Here is a 14,523-nt window from a genome sequence, read left to right as displayed (position 1 = left end):
TAAGCTTTCTCGGGCTGGCAATCTTTGCACCGCTTGGGACAAGCCTGTCGGTCTCGTTCCTCCAGCGCTACAGCGCCGGGTTCACGCTCGACAATCTGACGCTGCTCAACTATCGGGCGGTGCTGGCTGAGGGTTCGGCGCTTCTACCCGCCATGACCAACTCGTTCGGCATTGCCTTCGGGGCCGCCGCGATTGCGCTGGTGGTGGGGTTTCTTGCCGCCTATCTGCTCGCCTACAGCGGATCGCGGGTGCGACGGTTCACCGATGTCACCTCCACTGTGACCCTGGCGGTCCCGGGCATCGTGCTCGCAGTGGGCTACATCCTCTGGTGGAACCAGCGCTGGCTCGCGGACTGGGGCATCCAGGTGTACGGCTCTCCCTGGGCTATCGTGCTGTGCTCAGCCGCCGCGTCTGTCCCCATTGCCGTACGCGTGCTGCTGGGCCATGTCGCCCAGGTTCCGAAATCATTTCTTTACAGCGCCTCCCTGCAGGGAGCAGGGCTCTGGACTCGGATGCGCACCATCCTTATGCCACTCACACTGGCCGGGCTGCCATCCGCGGGGCTGGCCGTGTTCGCCACCAGCGTCTTCGACCTGGCCATCACCACCATGCTCCAGCCCTCCGGCTTCCCCACCATTCCGGTGGTCATCGACGAGCATTTCCGGACCGTCGAATACGGCTGGGCCACCGCTGCCACGGTGATCGTCTGCCTGATCACCGCGAGCATCATCGTCATTATCCGACTACTGGTGAAACGGCTGTTCCGCCAGTATTTCGCAACCACCGGAGGCTCCCAATGACTCATGCGAAAGCCGACGTCTCGATCCGCGGTCTCGAACGCCATATCGGTGACGTGCGCGCCCTGGACGGCGTCACCCTGGACATCCCCGCCGGCGAGACGCTCGCCGTGCTTGGGGCCGCTCGGGCTGCGGCAAATCCACACTGCTGCGCCTCCTGGCGGGTCTGGACACACCAACGGCAGGCGAGATTCACCTGGCCGGCGAGCAGGTCAACGGCAGGGGCATTGCGGTGCCGCCGGAGCGACGCCCCGTCAACATGGTGTTCCAGGATTTCGCCCTTTGGCCCCACATGAATGTCACGCAGATTCTCCAGTACCGCATGAAGTATCGGGGCGTCGCACGCGGTCGCCGCGACTCACGCACGCGGGAGCTGCTGGAGCTGGTGGACCTCGGCGGCATGGACAAACGCTATCCCCGCGAACTCTCTGGGGGCCAGCAGCAACGGGTCGCCATTGCCCGCGCCCTGGCCACAGAGCCGCGCGTGCTGCTGTTCGACGAGCCCCTGTCCAACCTCGATTCGCAGTTGCGCCAGCAGATGCGCGACGACCTGGCCCGGCTGCTGCGGCAACTGGGCACCACGGCGCTGTACGTCACCCACGACTGCAGGAGGCGCTGTCCCTGGGGCAGCGTGTGGTTGTCATGCAGGACGGGAAGGTCGCGCAGATCGACGAGACCCAGGCGTTATTCCGCAAGCCCGCCACGACCTGGGTGGCCGAGCTGGTGGGCTATGCCAACACGCTCACCGGCCGCGTGCTGCGTCGGAAGGACGATTGGGCGCTGGTGCAGACGGGCCAGAACAGCCTGTGGGCGCAGTGCCGGGACGGGGCCATGGCCGTCGGCGATGCGGCACAGGTCATGTTCCAGCCCCGGGGATGCCAGCTTATCCGGCAGCAAACACCTGCGACGGGTAATCTCAACGCCCTGCCGGTGCAGGTGGAGCAGCAGGTCTTCGAGGGCCATGGCTGGCGCATCCATTGCCTGCACGGTGCGCACTCGCTGCAAGTGCACGACACCCGACCGTATTATCACGGTGCGGATATGCTGGGGACGTTCGAGAATGCGGCCACGCACGCCTACCGGGCGGAGGAACCGGACGTTGACACGGAACGGGCATCGGAAACGGCGCGCATCGCCTGATTGCAGCTTTACGAGTCAATCAGAAGTTGCACTGCATCCGAGCCACGAAGAAGTGTGGGCTGTCGTCCTTGGTGGCGCCGTTGGTCTGGACGGAAGCGGCGCCACTGTCCTTGACGTCCACGGTGACGTCGTTGGCCATGAATCGCGGCTTGGCGCTCTGGTGGTAGCTCAACCCCAACTTAGACAGGTTACGCCCAGACGCGTAGGAACCGGGGACATACCAGACCTTCGGTCCCGCATTGACTGCATGCGACCCAGAGAGCCAGACGGACGCTGCGACAGGGGACCTTTCGTTCGCTCTTGAGTCGTGTCGACACCCGGGCGACACTGTGTGTATCACATCTGCGATGCACTCTTGGAGGTGCCACCATGAAATCCGCCACCATTCCGCCGTTACGTGTCGATCCGAGACTCCGCGCTGACGTTGAGAGCGTCCTGAACGAGGGGGAGACGCTGTCGGCTTTTGTCGAGGAATCGCTGCGTGCACACATCGCTCGGCGTCGAAATCAGAAGGCGTTCATTGAACGCGGCCTGGGCGCGCGAGTGGATGCCCAGAAGAGCGGTGAGTACTACGATAGCGAAACGGTCCTCGAAGGCCTCGAGGCAATGCTCGAGAGTGCCAGGCAGCGCCATAACGGTTCATGACGCCCAAAGTCGTTTTCACCCGGCAGGCTCGTGACGATCTCGAGCGCCATTACGGCTTCCTCCTTGAACGGGATCTCAACGCGGCTGAGAAAGCCATCGAGCGCATTCGTCGCGCCCTCTCCTACCTCTCAGATGCCCCTTTCCAAGGGCGCAAAGTGGATTCCGGCAGCCCTTTCCTCCGCGAGCTCGTAGTCTCCTTCGGCCACACCGGTTTCGTGGCGCTCTACGAAGTCGAAAGCGATGAGAGGATCGTGGTTCTCGCCATACGCGCACAACGTGAAGACGACTATAGTTGACGGTTCCACCACTTGGCTCGTAGGCCGGGGCGCCGTCCTCGTTGTTGGTCGTGACGGTAAAGCCCACATTATCCCGACCGATTCATGGCGACCTCCGCGGCTCCGCGTGCATCGTTGCCGCGCGGTAACGCCGCCGCAGTCGGCGTGCCTTGATCTTGCGCAATGAGCGCCCCTGTAATGGTGCGTAATGTGGCCGTGGTTCTCCAACCACGAAGAGGCGGTGCATGGACCAGGACGGGGAATCAGACTGGGGGCCGCTGTCCGATCTGCCCGGCAATCCGCTGATCTGGGTGCTGATCCTCGGGGAATTGGTGGTGTTCGCGGCGTTTTTCGCCTTCTACGGCGTCGCCCGGGCGCAGGAGCCGGAGGTTTTCGCAGTCTCGCAGCAGGCCCTGGATCCGCTGCTGGGTGGTCTCAACACGCTGGTGCTGCTAACCAGCGGGCTGTTCGCAGCGCTGGCCATCGAGGAGTGTGCGCGCGAGCGGGTGCAGCGGTGCCGTCGGTGGCTGCTCATGGCCATGGGCCTCGGGCTGGTGTTCGGGGTGGTGAAGGTCGCGGAGTACTGGGACAAGGTCAGTCAGGGTTTTACTCTGGAATCGAACACCTTCTTCACCTTCTACTACTTGCTCACCGGCTTCCACTTCGCCCACGTCATCTTCGGACTCGGACTCTTGGGGCTGGTGGTATGGCGAACGTCCATGGCCAACGTGGAGACCGCCACAGCCTTCTGGCACATGGTGGATCTGATCTGGATCCTCCTCTATCCACTCCTGTACCTGTTGCGGTGACGCCCATGAGTCATGCCCTGCCCGGACGACGCAAGCTGGTGATCACCTGGGCCGTGCTGGTGGGCCTGACCCTGGCCTCCATGACCGGCGGGCTGTTCGCGGCCACGGGCGCAGGCGATACCCTGGCGTGGTGGGCGGTAGCGGTAATTCTGGCTGCGACGTACTACAAGGCGCGCCAGATCGTCATGGTCTACCTGAACCTCAACGCCTCGAGCAGCGGCTGGCGGAGCATGCTACGGGCTTTCCTGATCATTACGCTGGCACTAATTCTCGGCGGATATCTGCTGCCGCAGTTGCTCTGAGTGCGCGGGATGACTCCGCGTCAGAGCATGGGCAACATAAACGGTGTTTTCCGATTTCGTCCGTATCTTCTGCGCATTGACTGGCCCGCTTTTCACCTCTTCCCAGTCATTTTCACCCAAACCCCGCCCCCGGATTCGGGGCAAACCACCAAGCAATTTTCAATAGCCGGAGGCTGACGCCAAGGAGCGCAGCGCAGAACGCCCAGAATAACATGACGTGTGCCGTACCGGCGCGCTAAAGGGTATAAACCCACCCTTGGACGGCGCGCATTTAACCCACGATCAACCTATACTCAAAGCCGGGCTGCGTAGGGATACAACAGGGAAGACCACCACATGGTCGCCACAGAAGGCCAAAGCAACAGGCCCGATGCCGCTCCGAATGCCGCACCGAGCCCACCCTCGCGGCCCCCGGATGGCCTTGCCAGCCTTCCGGCTAAAGTCACCATGCCGCAGTTGATTCAGGTCCATGCTCGCCGACGCTTATATGATCGGCTCGAGGCGGCCCCTGAGCGGCAGTTCGTTTGGGTCGAAGGGCCCGCCGGTGCCGGCAAGACAACCTTGGTAGCTGCTTACCTGCGGGCGGCTAAGCACCCGGTCCTGTGGTATCAAGTCGATGCGGGCGATACCGACCTCGCAACCTTTTTTTATTACCTCGGTCTCGCCGGTGACGCCCTCTCCGGCCGTGCGAAGCATCCACTGCCGCAGCTCACGATGGAGCATCTGGCGGGGGTGGGCACATTCGCCCAACGTTACTTCGAAGAACTGGACCGCCGCCTGCCGGCATCGACTACGCTCGTCTTCGATGGCCTCCACGAGCTCGACCCCGACGACCCGCTGCATATTACCCTGTGCGCGGGGATCGAACGGCTGACGCCCCGGCGGCGGGTGCTGCTGATCAGCCGCACCCCACCACCGCCCGCGTACGCACGCCTGAGTGCCAGCCGCACGCTGGCGCGCCTCGAATGGGACATGCTGCGCCTCACCGAGGAGGAGGCTGAGGGTATCGCCTCCCTACGCGCTCACGCCACGTCGACACCCATCAAGCAACTCCACCAGAAGACGGACGGCTGGGTGGCGGGACTGATACTTCTGCTGGAGTGTGGGGAGACAACCACCGAGGGGGTGAGCTTTGATGAGACGAGTCCACAGACACTGTTCGATTACTTCGCCGCCGAAGTGTTTACCCGCCGCAATCCGGCGATCAAAGCGTTTCTAATGCGCACAGCGTTATTCCAGAGCTTCACAGTTGCCATGGCGGAACGTCTCGCCGGTGAGCCCGAGGCGGGTGCAATACTCGCCGATTTTGTACGCCAACATTACTTTACAGAAAAGCGCGCCGAGGGCGCGGCCATCTACCAATACCATCCGCTATTTCGCGAGTTTCTGCTGCACCAGGCGCACGCAACCTGGGGGCCCGGGGAACTCGCCCGCTATCGGCACCGGGCGGCTGCCGTGCTGGAGCAGGCCAATCAGCCCGAACATGCGCTGGCGCTGTACATGGACTCCGGCGACACGGACGCGGCCACTCGCTTGCTGATTTCGCGGGCGAGCCAACTCGTCACCGCTGGCCGGCTCACGACGCTGAACGCTGCAATCGCAAGACTGCCTGCTGCGAGGGTGCACACAGAGCCCTGGCTGCTCTATTGGCGCGGCATAGCGCGGTCACCATTTGATCCTGTGGCGGCACGCGAGTCTCTCGCGCGCGCATTTGCTCAGTTTCACTCGCAAGACGACGTGGCGGGAGCGTTCCTAGCCTGGTCGGGCGTTGTCGATACGTTCATTTACGCCTGGGATAACTTCACTCCACTGGATCAATGGATCGACACACTCGAATCATTGCTGGCGCGACATCCGGAATTCCCCTCGCCCGAGATCGCCACGCGTGTGACCTTCAGCATGTTCAACGCACTGATGTACCGCCAACCATGGCACCCGCAGATCAGCCTGTGGGAAGAACGCCTGCGTACGATCATGCTCCAGAGCGAAGACCCGTCCGTGAGGGTCATGGTGGGCCAAACGTTGCTGTTCTACTACTCCTGGTGGTCGGGTGACCTGGCGAAGGGGGCGGTCGTCTCCAAGGCCGTGCGGCCCGAGGTCGGGTCGTGCAGCGTGGCGCCGCTGACGCAGATCGTCTGGTACGCGGTCGAGGCCAATTACCTTTGGGTGACTGGCTCGGCGAAGGCCAGCGTGCAAGCCGTGGAGAACGGGCTGGCGGTAGCCGAGGACAACGCCATCCACGTGTGGGACTTCATGCTGAATGCACAAGGCGTGTGGGGCTCCCTGACGAGAAACGATATGGTGCGGGCTGCGGGCTATTTGCGCGGAATGGCGACCTCGTTCCGGCCGAGCCAAGCCATGAATGCCACCCTTTATCATGACACGACCTCAACCGAGGCGTTGCGGCGCGGCGACGTGCCGATCGCCTTGGAGCATGGCCGCATCGCCATGATGCTGGCGGACAAGACAGGCATGGCGTTCGCCCAGGCCATGGTTCGGATCAGCACCGCCCGTGCACTGATGGAATCGGGCGATTTTGCGGCCGCCTCGGTAACGCTCGAGCAAGCCGCAGCCATCAGTCGACGTATGAAAAGCAGCTATGCCGAGTTCCTGTGCGCCTTCGCCAAGGCGCGTTTGGAGCGGCTTAAGGGCGATGAGGCCGCCATCGTCGTCGCGTTGAAGGGTGCGCTGGCACTCGGGCGGGAATACGGTTTTGTCAATCACATGTGGCTTGGCCACGAGGCGCTCGCGCAACTGTGCGCGACGGCGCTCCAGCACGGGATAGAGACCGCGTACGTGCAGGATTTGATCCGCAGGCGCGGCCTGGCGCCCGATGAAGCCGACCTCGGCATGGAGCACTGGCCGCGCGAGATAAAGATCTACACGCTGGGACGCTTCATCGTGTACAAGCGCGACAAGCCATGGCGGTGCAACGGCAAGACACCACGCAAACCGCTGGAGTTGCTCAAGGCCATGGTCGCGCTGGGCAGCCGCGATGTGAGCGACACCAAACTGATCGAACACCTCTGGCCCGACGCCGAAGGCGACCACGCCCAGCATGCGCTCGAGATGACACTCTCGCGTTTGCGCAAACTACTCGGGAGTCCCAAAGCGGTCCTCTCCCAAGGCAGGACGCTCAGCCTTAACGGTCACTACGTATGGGTGGATGTGTGGACACTGGAACAGGCGTTGCAGAAGCTAGAGGCGATCTCGCGGGCCGGGACCGGCAATGAGACCTCCACGACACACCTCGCCGAGCAGGCGGCCGCACTCTATCAGGGCGCTTTCCTGGCGCAGGACAGCGACTTGCCCTGGGCGATCACCCTGCGTGAACGGCTGCGCACGCGGTTGCTGCGCCAGCTGCGCATGGTCTGGCTTTCCTGGGAGCGTGCCGGCCGTTGGGAGCAAGCCGCGGACGGCTACCAACGCGGCCTTGAGATAGACAATCGCGTGGAAGAATTCTATCAGCGCCTGATGCTTTGCTACCGCGCCCTTGGCCGCCCGGCCGAGGCGCTCGCGGTCTACCAGCGCTGCCGCCAGACGTTGCATCTGATCCTCGGGATTGCGCCGAGCCCCAAAACCGAAGCCATCGCGCAGGCGCTGCGCGTGAGCCAAAGCACCGACCCTGGCGCGACCTGATCCCTGCTAAGCCACTGTTTCCCGGGTGGTGGGCAAGAAAGGGCGCGTCACCTCAAAGCCTGCGTCCGCAATGGTCCAATAACCGGGCCGTGGCGCCTGCATTGCCTGCACCCGCACCTTACCGGACCTTTCGAGGCAAATCGGAACGCCTTCACTTAACTGCTCGGCGCCGAAAGCCAGAAGCCGGCACGACCCCTCATTAAACAATCTCATGCTCCCAAGCGGGAACATCGCCGCCGACCACCACCGGCTGATGGCGCCCGAATCGCAAACCGGCCACTGGTCCGAATCAGTAACTCGATCGCTTCTGTGCGGTTGGCGAGGTAGGACTCGAAATGAGCGATTTCGCCCGTGCAGGGCCGTCCTGTCCAGTCAACGCGTGCAATGCAGCGAGTCAATCATTCGCCATCCGTGAGCGATCCGTGAGTCCACGAAGCTTAGCGTTAACCGTGAAGGGCACGGGGGCAACGCGACCTGCCACGGACGAAATAGACACGGACACGCTAAGAGGTCATCACCATGAAGACTCATTACATGGCCGCAGCCATTGCAGTCACCGGACTATTCGCGGGGCCGCTGGCGGCCCATTCCACTGATGCTCGTGTGCTGGACTGCGACGTCGCAGCATCCCATGTCGAGCCTTCCAGCGTCATGTCGAGCGGGGTCCAGCGGGCCAGCAGCCAGACCGAACCTTGGCTCGTCGAGTGGGACGATCAGCGCGATGAAACTGAGCTGGCGAGCTGGTACAGCGCGGAAGCTAGCGGCGATTACACGCGGTTCGAGGGGCTCGGGACGGTTATTCCCCATGACATGCGGCGCGCTATCGAGCGTGAGAACGAACGTGCACTGCAACGCCAGCTCGTTGAGCAAGATCCAGGTGCCGAACAGACGCAGAGCGAGGCACAACAGGTCCTGGAGGGTGAGTCGAGTGAGGACGCTCGCTAAACTCCGCGCCGAACAAGCCGCCACCCCGTCACCGACCCGTGGTTGCCCGCCAGGGCCCCCCGTGGACGGGGACGGGGATGGCCGGGAGTTCGTCCTGCAGCCCGTCGAAGACCACGACCCGCGGCACGTGCGCGACTCCATAGCCGCCTGGGAGCGCTTCATCGATGAGCAGGGGCTCACCCCGGCGCAGGAGCGCGATGCGCTGCGCGCGGAGCTCCAGGGCGCGTTCGCGGACTGACTTACCAGTCCAGCGCGGGCCCGTTCCTCCCAAGCATTCTCCGCCTGGCGGCGGCGCTCGCGATCGAACCACCCCCAGTGACACTCGGCCGTCGGAATCCCAAGCCCCGCGGCGACCCACAGATGCCCGTGCGAGCGATACCACCCCTCGCGCTCAGGCGTGCGCTGGAACTTTGCCTCGGCGGACCTGTTCCTGCCTGAACCCGGGCAAGCTGATAGTGCATCGCCATCCAGACCTCCCAATCCGGGAGTGTCAGTGCGTCCCCAAGTGGGTTTTGTCATCAAAGAGTCACGTCGACGCAACAATCAAGTAACGCGGCAACGGCACGCTGAGCGGACATTTAAACCCGCAATCGGAGGTTCCGATGAAACGCTCGCTTCCGCTCTCCGCGCTCGCAACCGCAGCACTGATGGCGATGCCCTCCCTGGGCTGGGCCGACAATGCCGCCGCTCACGACGTTGCCGAGCACTGCCCGGACACCATTCGCGTTGCCGACACCGGCATTGAAGGCATGGAGGAGCTGACCCGCGCGTTCGAGCCTTTCGCCGAGGCGATGGCCGATGCCGCCGGCATCGAATTCGAATTCTTCGCCGTCAGTGACCGCACCGCTGCCGCCAATGTGCTCCAATTCGACCAGGTGGACCTGGTCCTGGCCGGCCCCTCGGAGTACGCCATTATCGCATCGCGCCAGGACGTGGAAATCGCCTGGGGGCTGGAGCGGGCCGAGTACGGGACCCGCTTTTTCGTGCCTGCCGACAGTGAAGTCGAGGAACTGGCGGACCTGAAAGGCGGCACCGTCGCGCTGAAGGATGTGGGCTCCACCACCGGGCACATCACGCCAGCGTGGATGCTGACCGAGGCCGGCCTCGATATCGACCGCGACCTGGATATCGTCATGGCGGCGGACAACCGCGTGCAGGTCCTGCTCTCTGGTGACGTGGACGCCTTGGGTGGCGGTTACCGGGACGAGGAGATCATCCAGCGCATGGACCCTGATTTCGACTACCGCATTGTCGCCGACAGCGGCACCATGCCGCGCGATCCGTTCATTGCCCGCGCCGGCCTGGGCTCAGAGTGCATCAGCGCCCTGCGTGACGTCGTCGAGGCGAACCAGGAGGAACTCTTCGAGGCCTTTGTCGCCCCCGCGGAGCTGGAGGGCGCCGGCGACGAAGCCGAGGAGCGCTCCAAGTACCTGGAGGCGAAATTCGTTTTCGATACAACCGATGAGGAGTACGACCAGGTCCGTGAGGCCTACGCCATCGTCGGCAACCCGCTGGACTGAGCAAAGTGTCGATAGTCCGGGGTCCGCCCGCGTGGCGGGCCCCGTTTGGCATGGAGGAAATCAGAGCATGAACCCGATCAAGGTCGAGAACCTGCACAAGCGCTTCGGCGACATTCACGTGCTCCGCGGGCTCAGTTTCGAGCTGCAGCCCGGAGAGGGCGCGATCCTTCTCGGCGCCAACGGCTGCGGCAAGTCTACGATGATGCGTTGTCTCAACGGTCTGGAGCGCCCCACGGAGGGACGGATTCAGCTCGGCGGGACCGAGCTGGCGAGCGCGTCCCGGGGTCAGTTGCGGGCCGCGCGACGCGAGGTGGGCGTGGTATTCCAGCGCTTCAATCTGGTGAGCAATCTGGGCGTGCTGCAGAACGTCCTCTACGGAGCCATGGGCCGTTACCGTGGCGGCCTGTTGCGCACACTGGCGCCGTTCGCCCCGGCCGAGGAGCGGGAGCGGGCCATGGCGTGCCTGGAGCGCGTGCGCCTGCGGACAAGGCCGGCCAGAAGGCGGAACACCTCTCGGGCGGGCAGCAGCAGCGCGTTGCCATCGCCCGCATGCTCATGCAGGAGCCCTCCGTGGTGCTGGCCGACGAGCCTATCGCCAGCCTGGATCCGAAGTCGGGTCGGGAAGTCATGGAACTCCTGTGGGACGTGGTGCGTGAGCGCGGCCTGACCGTGCTGTGCACCCTGCACCAGCTGGACATCGCGGTGGAGTTTGGTGACCGCATCCTCGGCATGAAGGCGGGCCATTTGGAGATCGACCAGCGCGCGGACCGGGTGGATCGTGCCAGCCTGGACGCCCTGTACTCCGGCCATGTGCGCGTCGACGCGCAGCAGCACCCCGACGCGGCGGAAGCGGTCGCCGCCTGACGCCCCCAGAACCTTTCTCCCAGGGAAACCCGTACCGATGCCCGAGACAGCCGATCAGCGCGCCGCCATGGCGGCGCCGCAGCGACTGCGCATGCCATCCGTCTTCGCCTGGGTGGTCATGGTCGCCTTCGCCGCCTTCTTCATCCAGGGGGTGCTGGCGGTGGATGCCACCCCGGATCGCCTCATTGCCGGTTTCGGCAACATGGGGCAGTTTTTTGCCCAGGCCTTCCCGCCCGATCTCGGCCGTATCGGGCCCATCACCCACGCCATGTGGCAGACGCTGAACATGGCCATCGTCGGCGTCGCCTTCGGCGTCATCCTGAGCCTGCCCTTCGCCCTGCTGTGTTCCGCCAACACCACGCCGAACAACGTGGTGCGGTGGTGCGCTCGCATGGTGGTCGCCACCCTGCGCACGATTCCGGAACTGGTCTGGGCCTTGATCTTTGTCGTGGCCGTCGGCCTGGGGCCACTTGCCGGGATTCTCGCCATCATTATGGATACGATCGGGTTCTGCGCCCGCTTCTTCTCCGAGCGCATCGAAGAGATTCGCCCCGGCCCTTCGGAAGCGCTGACCTCCACGGGCGCCGGCCGGCTGTCGGTGATCTTCGGCGCCATCATTCCCGAGGCCATGGCGTCACTCACCGCGACCAGCCTGTTCGGCGTGGAAAAGGCGATTCGCTCAGCGGTGATTCTCGGCCTGGTGGGGGCCGGCGGGATCGGTGTTGAGCTTTCCACGGCCATGCGGCTGTTCAATTACGATACCGCACTAACCATCATTCTGGTCATTCTGGTTGTGGTGATCTCCGTGAAGCAGGTGTCCTCGGCCATTCGGAAACGTGTGATCTGACATCAAACGGCAAAATAACCACCATGGCCGTATGGTATTAACTGCTTCATTACCGGCCAGTGACTCGGCTGCGCCGGCATAATGAACGGCCGACAAGACAATCCTGATCGGCGCTAATGAGAGAGCAATCGTGAGGTGGTGGAGTTCAGCCTGGATCGCTCGGGTTTTCGTGTGGTAGAAATGCGCTGCCAGCCCGGGTACGACCATATCCTACTTTTTCATCGCCACGTTTATCGAAGACCATCTGCGCCGTCGTGGTGCGGCGCTGCACCGGGATGACTGACGCCGTGCCGGCGCAACCCGCGGCGTGACTGCTGTTGATTCCAGGCATGCGCGGACTCGCCTGCCGCGCGTTGCTGTCGTTGCTTGCCAGCGCCGTGACGGGATTGCGCCGAAATGGGGCGGTTGTTGCCTCCGGGTGCGCTATTATGGGGCACCCGGGTCGGGCTTCGTCCTCTGACGAGCCACTGTCGGCGGCCTTCCCCGCCGGGTATGAATGCTCGCGCTTTCCTGCAATACCCTGATTTCACGCGTCTTCCGCCAGCCCGTCCGCGCGCTGGCAGGATTGAGCTTGATCTGGCAGACTTGTTGCATTCCCTATGAGAAACAATTTTTCGTTGAAGGAAACATGCATGAGTGAGCGTCGCTTCCGGCTGGTGCTGTCGTGTCCAGACGCCGTGGGCATTGTTGCCGCGGTGACGGCGGGAATCGCCCGTCAGGGTGGCTGGATCACAGAGGCCCACCAGTACGCCGATCCCGAGAGCGGCTGGTTCTTCATGCGCTACGAAGTGCGTGCAGACAGCCTGAACGGCGATATCCAGCGACTTGAGGCCATCGTCACTACCCTCGCCGAGCGCTTCGGCATGACCTGGTCGGTGACGGATACCGCTTTTGCCCGGCGCGTGATGCTGTGTGTCAGTCGCCAGAGCCATTGCCTGTCGGATCTGCTGTACCGGTGGCGCAGCGGTGAGCTGGCCATGGACATCCCCTGTGTGGTCTCCAACCACGAGGAGATGCGCAGCTTCGTGGAATGGCACGGCATTCCCTTCCTCTGTATTCCGGTGCCCGCGGATGGTCGCGAGGCCGCCTTTGCTGCCCTGGAATCCGTGATCGAGGAGTACCGGGTCGACACGGTGGTGCTTGCCCGCTACATGCAGGTCCTGCCCGGGGCGCTGTGCGATCGCTATCACGGGCGGATCATCAACATCCACCACAGTTTTCTGCCCTCGTTCGTTGGCGCGCGCCCCTACCACCAGGCAGCGCAGCGCGGTGTGAAGCTCATCGGTGCCACGTGCCACTACGCCACGGCGGATCTCGACCAGGGGCCCATCATCGAGCAGGACGTCATCCGGGTAAATCACCACAACACCACGGACGACATGGTCCGGCTGGGGCGCGACGTCGAGAAATCGGTGCTGGCCCGCGGGCTGCGCGGTCACCTGGAGGATCGGGTGTTCATTTACGGCAACAAGACCATTGTCTTCGGATAGGTGATTCATGCCCTGGCGGCTTCTGAAAATCGGTCTGCGCGGTGCCCACAAGGAGCCCCGGTTCTTCCCGGAGCCGGCGGACCTGCGTGACAGCTACGACGTGGTGATCATCGGTGGTGGCGGCCACGGGCTCGCCTGCGCCTACTACCTGGCCACCCGCCACGGCATCCGCAACGTGGCGGTGCTGGAGCAGGGATACATCGGCGGCGGCAATACCGGGCGCAACACCACCATCGTCCGCTCCAACTACCTGACGCCGGATGGCGTGCGCTTCTATGACGCCAGCGTGCGCATGTTCCAGAGGCTCTCCCAGGAGCTGGACATCAACCTGTTCTACTCCACGCGCGGCCACTACACCCTGGCCCATTCCGACGAGGCCATGCGCACCATGCGCTGGCGCGCCGAGGTGAACCGTCACCTGGACGTGGACAGCCAGGTGGTGGACCGCGACGCCGTGGGGCGCGGCATTCCCGGCCTCGACCTGGACTGCGGTGGCTCGCAGCCGGTAATGGGTGCGCTGTACCACGCCCCGGGTGCGGTGGTCCGGCATGACGCCGTGGCCTGGGGCTACGCTCGGGCTGCCACCAACAACGGTGTGGAAGTGCATCAGAAGACCCGGGTGACCGGCATGCAGGTGGAGAACGGGCGCGTCTGCGGCGTCGCCACGGACCGGGGCAACATCCGCTGCGGTGCGGTGGTATCCATGGTCGCCGGCTCCACGCCCCGCATTACCGAGATGGCGGGTTTGTCCACACCCATCGAGATCTTCCCGCTGCAGGCGTGTGTCACCGAGCCGGTGAAGCCCTTCCTGGACACCATTGTCGTCTCGGGCAGCCTGCACGTGTACGTGAGCCAGTCCTCCCGGGGCGAGCTGGTGATGGGGGCCTCGGTGGACCCGGCGGTGCTCCACAGCACCCGCTCGTCATTCGAGTTCGTCGAGGGACTGGCCGACCGCATCGTCGACCTGTTCCCGTTCACCGCCCGGCTGCGCATTAACCGGCAGTGGGCGGGCATGAGTGACATGACGCCGGACTTCGCTCCCATCATGGGGACCACGCCGGTGTCCGGCTTCTACCTGGATGCCGGTTGGGGCACCTGGGGTTTCAAGGCCACACCCATCAGCGGCAGCACTATGGCGGACACTGTCGCCAACAACCGCAACCATGAACTGATCGAGCCGTTCCGCTTCGACCGCTTTGCCGACTTCCAGTTGGTGGGCGAGAAGGGCGCGGCTTCCGTGGGGCACTGAC

Annotated in this window: 14 protein-coding genes and 2 pseudogenes; 15 read left to right on the top strand and 1 reads right to left on the bottom strand. The window is 63.9% G+C overall.

Going from position 1 to position 14,523, the window contains the following annotated elements; translation table 11 throughout:
• On the top strand, positions 1–800 hold an 800-nt coding region (locus QZT63_RS19320; RefSeq protein WP_290653591.1), incomplete at its 5' end, for an ABC transporter permease subunit.
• 142 nt (positions 801–942) lie between these two features.
• A pseudogene (locus QZT63_RS20215) lies at positions 943–1,245 on the top strand (ATP-binding cassette domain-containing protein); the annotation flags it as partial.
• On the opposite strand, the gene QZT63_RS19315 reads toward QZT63_RS20215, so the two are convergent.
• Positions 1,156–1,398: a hypothetical protein gene (locus QZT63_RS19315; RefSeq protein WP_290653589.1), complete on the bottom strand. Its 243-nt coding sequence runs from the start codon at positions 1,396–1,398 to the stop codon at positions 1,156–1,158. The pseudogene QZT63_RS20215 and the gene QZT63_RS19315 overlap by 90 nt on opposite strands.
• A gap of 41 nt (positions 1,399–1,439) precedes the next feature.
• Here QZT63_RS19315 and QZT63_RS19310 point away from each other — a divergent pair, with 41 nt between their 5' ends.
• The 13 genes and pseudogenes from QZT63_RS19310 to QZT63_RS19245 all read left to right on the top strand — a co-directional run bounded on the left by QZT63_RS19310 (position 1,440) and on the right by QZT63_RS19245 (position 14,522).
• Positions 1,440–1,937, top strand: coding sequence for a hypothetical protein (locus tag QZT63_RS19310; protein ID WP_290653587.1), 498 nt, complete (start codon positions 1,440–1,442; stop codon positions 1,935–1,937).
• 369 nt (positions 1,938–2,306) lie between these two features.
• Complete coding sequence (locus tag QZT63_RS19305; RefSeq protein ID WP_290653585.1) at positions 2,307–2,582, top strand: YlcI/YnfO family protein; 276 nt, start codon at positions 2,307–2,309, stop codon at positions 2,580–2,582.
• Entirely contained in the window at positions 2,579–2,878 is a 300-nt protein-coding gene (locus QZT63_RS19300) for a type II toxin-antitoxin system RelE/ParE family toxin (RefSeq protein WP_290653583.1), read from the top strand. Before QZT63_RS19305 ends, QZT63_RS19300 begins: the two co-directional genes overlap by 4 nt.
• A gap of 224 nt (positions 2,879–3,102) precedes the next feature.
• The gene (locus QZT63_RS19295; RefSeq protein WP_290653581.1) at positions 3,103–3,666 is read left to right on the top strand and encodes a cytochrome c oxidase subunit 3 family protein; all 564 of its coding nucleotides are present in this window, start codon (positions 3,103–3,105) and stop codon (positions 3,664–3,666) included.
• 5 nt (positions 3,667–3,671) lie between these two features.
• Entirely contained in the window at positions 3,672–3,968 is a 297-nt protein-coding gene (locus QZT63_RS19290; protein WP_290653579.1) for a cytochrome C oxidase subunit IV family protein, read from the top strand.
• A 447-nt stretch (positions 3,969–4,415) separates the two neighbouring features.
• Positions 4,416–7,607: a BTAD domain-containing putative transcriptional regulator gene (locus QZT63_RS19285; RefSeq protein ID WP_290653577.1), complete on the top strand. Its 3,192-nt coding sequence runs from the start codon at positions 4,416–4,418 to the stop codon at positions 7,605–7,607.
• Positions 7,608–8,126: 519 nt separating this feature from the next.
• Positions 8,127–8,552 carry a hypothetical protein gene (locus tag QZT63_RS19280; protein ID WP_290653575.1) on the top strand — a complete coding sequence of 142 codons (426 nt, stop codon included), beginning with the start codon at positions 8,127–8,129 and terminating at the stop codon, positions 8,550–8,552.
• A 61-nt stretch (positions 8,553–8,613) separates the two neighbouring features.
• On the top strand, positions 8,614–8,790 hold the full coding sequence (locus QZT63_RS19275) for a hypothetical protein (RefSeq protein WP_290653574.1): 177 nt from the start codon (positions 8,614–8,616) through the stop codon (positions 8,788–8,790).
• Between the two features lie 364 nt (positions 8,791–9,154).
• Positions 9,155–10,072 (top strand): PhnD/SsuA/transferrin family substrate-binding protein, encoded by a 918-nt coding sequence (locus QZT63_RS19270; RefSeq protein ID WP_290653573.1) that lies wholly within the window; start codon positions 9,155–9,157, stop codon positions 10,070–10,072.
• Positions 10,014–10,936, top strand: a pseudogene (locus QZT63_RS20210) (phosphonate ABC transporter ATP-binding protein). The gene QZT63_RS19270 and the pseudogene QZT63_RS20210 overlap by 59 nt, the downstream one beginning before the upstream one ends.
• 37 nt (positions 10,937–10,973) lie before the next feature.
• A complete protein-coding gene (phnE, locus tag QZT63_RS19255; RefSeq protein WP_290653572.1) occupies positions 10,974–11,783 on the top strand; it encodes a phosphonate ABC transporter, permease protein PhnE in 810 nt (269 codons plus the stop codon).
• 632 nt (positions 11,784–12,415) lie between these two features.
• Positions 12,416–13,273: a formyltetrahydrofolate deformylase gene (gene purU, locus QZT63_RS19250; protein ID WP_290653571.1), complete on the top strand. Its 858-nt coding sequence runs from the start codon at positions 12,416–12,418 to the stop codon at positions 13,271–13,273.
• Between the two features lie 7 nt (positions 13,274–13,280).
• Positions 13,281–14,522 (top strand): FAD-dependent oxidoreductase, encoded by a 1,242-nt coding sequence (locus tag QZT63_RS19245; RefSeq protein ID WP_290653570.1) that lies wholly within the window; start codon positions 13,281–13,283, stop codon positions 14,520–14,522.
• Position 14,523 lies beyond the last annotated feature (1 nt).

This window comes from Aquisalimonas sp., assembly GCF_007120195.1.
Taxonomy (GTDB): Bacteria; Pseudomonadota; Gammaproteobacteria; order Nitrococcales; family Aquisalimonadaceae; genus Aquisalimonas.
This window is presented reverse-complemented; position numbering and strand designations above follow the sequence as displayed.

What these genes read in the sequence shown, in the direction of transcription:
- QZT63_RS19280 (WP_290653575.1), top strand. Translation starts at nt 8,127, where the DNA reads ATGAAGACTCATTACATGGCCGCAGCCATTGCAGTCACCGGACTATTC.
- QZT63_RS19295 (WP_290653581.1), top strand. Translation starts at nt 3,103, where the DNA reads ATGGACCAGGACGGGGAATCAGACTGGGGGCCGCTGTCCGATCTGCCC.
- QZT63_RS19270 (WP_290653573.1), top strand. Translation starts at nt 9,155, where the DNA reads ATGAAACGCTCGCTTCCGCTCTCCGCGCTCGCAACCGCAGCACTGATG.
- phnE (WP_290653572.1), top strand. Translation starts at nt 10,974, where the DNA reads ATGCCCGAGACAGCCGATCAGCGCGCCGCCATGGCGGCGCCGCAGCGA.
- QZT63_RS19300 (WP_290653583.1), top strand. Translation starts at nt 2,579, where the DNA reads ATGACGCCCAAAGTCGTTTTCACCCGGCAGGCTCGTGACGATCTCGAG.
- QZT63_RS19285 (WP_290653577.1), top strand. Translation starts at nt 4,416, where the DNA reads ATGCCGCAGTTGATTCAGGTCCATGCTCGCCGACGCTTATATGATCGG.
- purU (WP_290653571.1), top strand. Translation starts at nt 12,416, where the DNA reads ATGAGTGAGCGTCGCTTCCGGCTGGTGCTGTCGTGTCCAGACGCCGTG.
- QZT63_RS19245 (WP_290653570.1), top strand. Translation starts at nt 13,281, where the DNA reads ATGCCCTGGCGGCTTCTGAAAATCGGTCTGCGCGGTGCCCACAAGGAG.
- QZT63_RS19290 (WP_290653579.1), top strand. Translation starts at nt 3,672, where the DNA reads ATGAGTCATGCCCTGCCCGGACGACGCAAGCTGGTGATCACCTGGGCC.
- QZT63_RS19310 (WP_290653587.1), top strand. Translation starts at nt 1,440, where the DNA reads ATGCAGGACGGGAAGGTCGCGCAGATCGACGAGACCCAGGCGTTATTC.
- QZT63_RS19305 (WP_290653585.1), top strand. Translation starts at nt 2,307, where the DNA reads ATGAAATCCGCCACCATTCCGCCGTTACGTGTCGATCCGAGACTCCGC.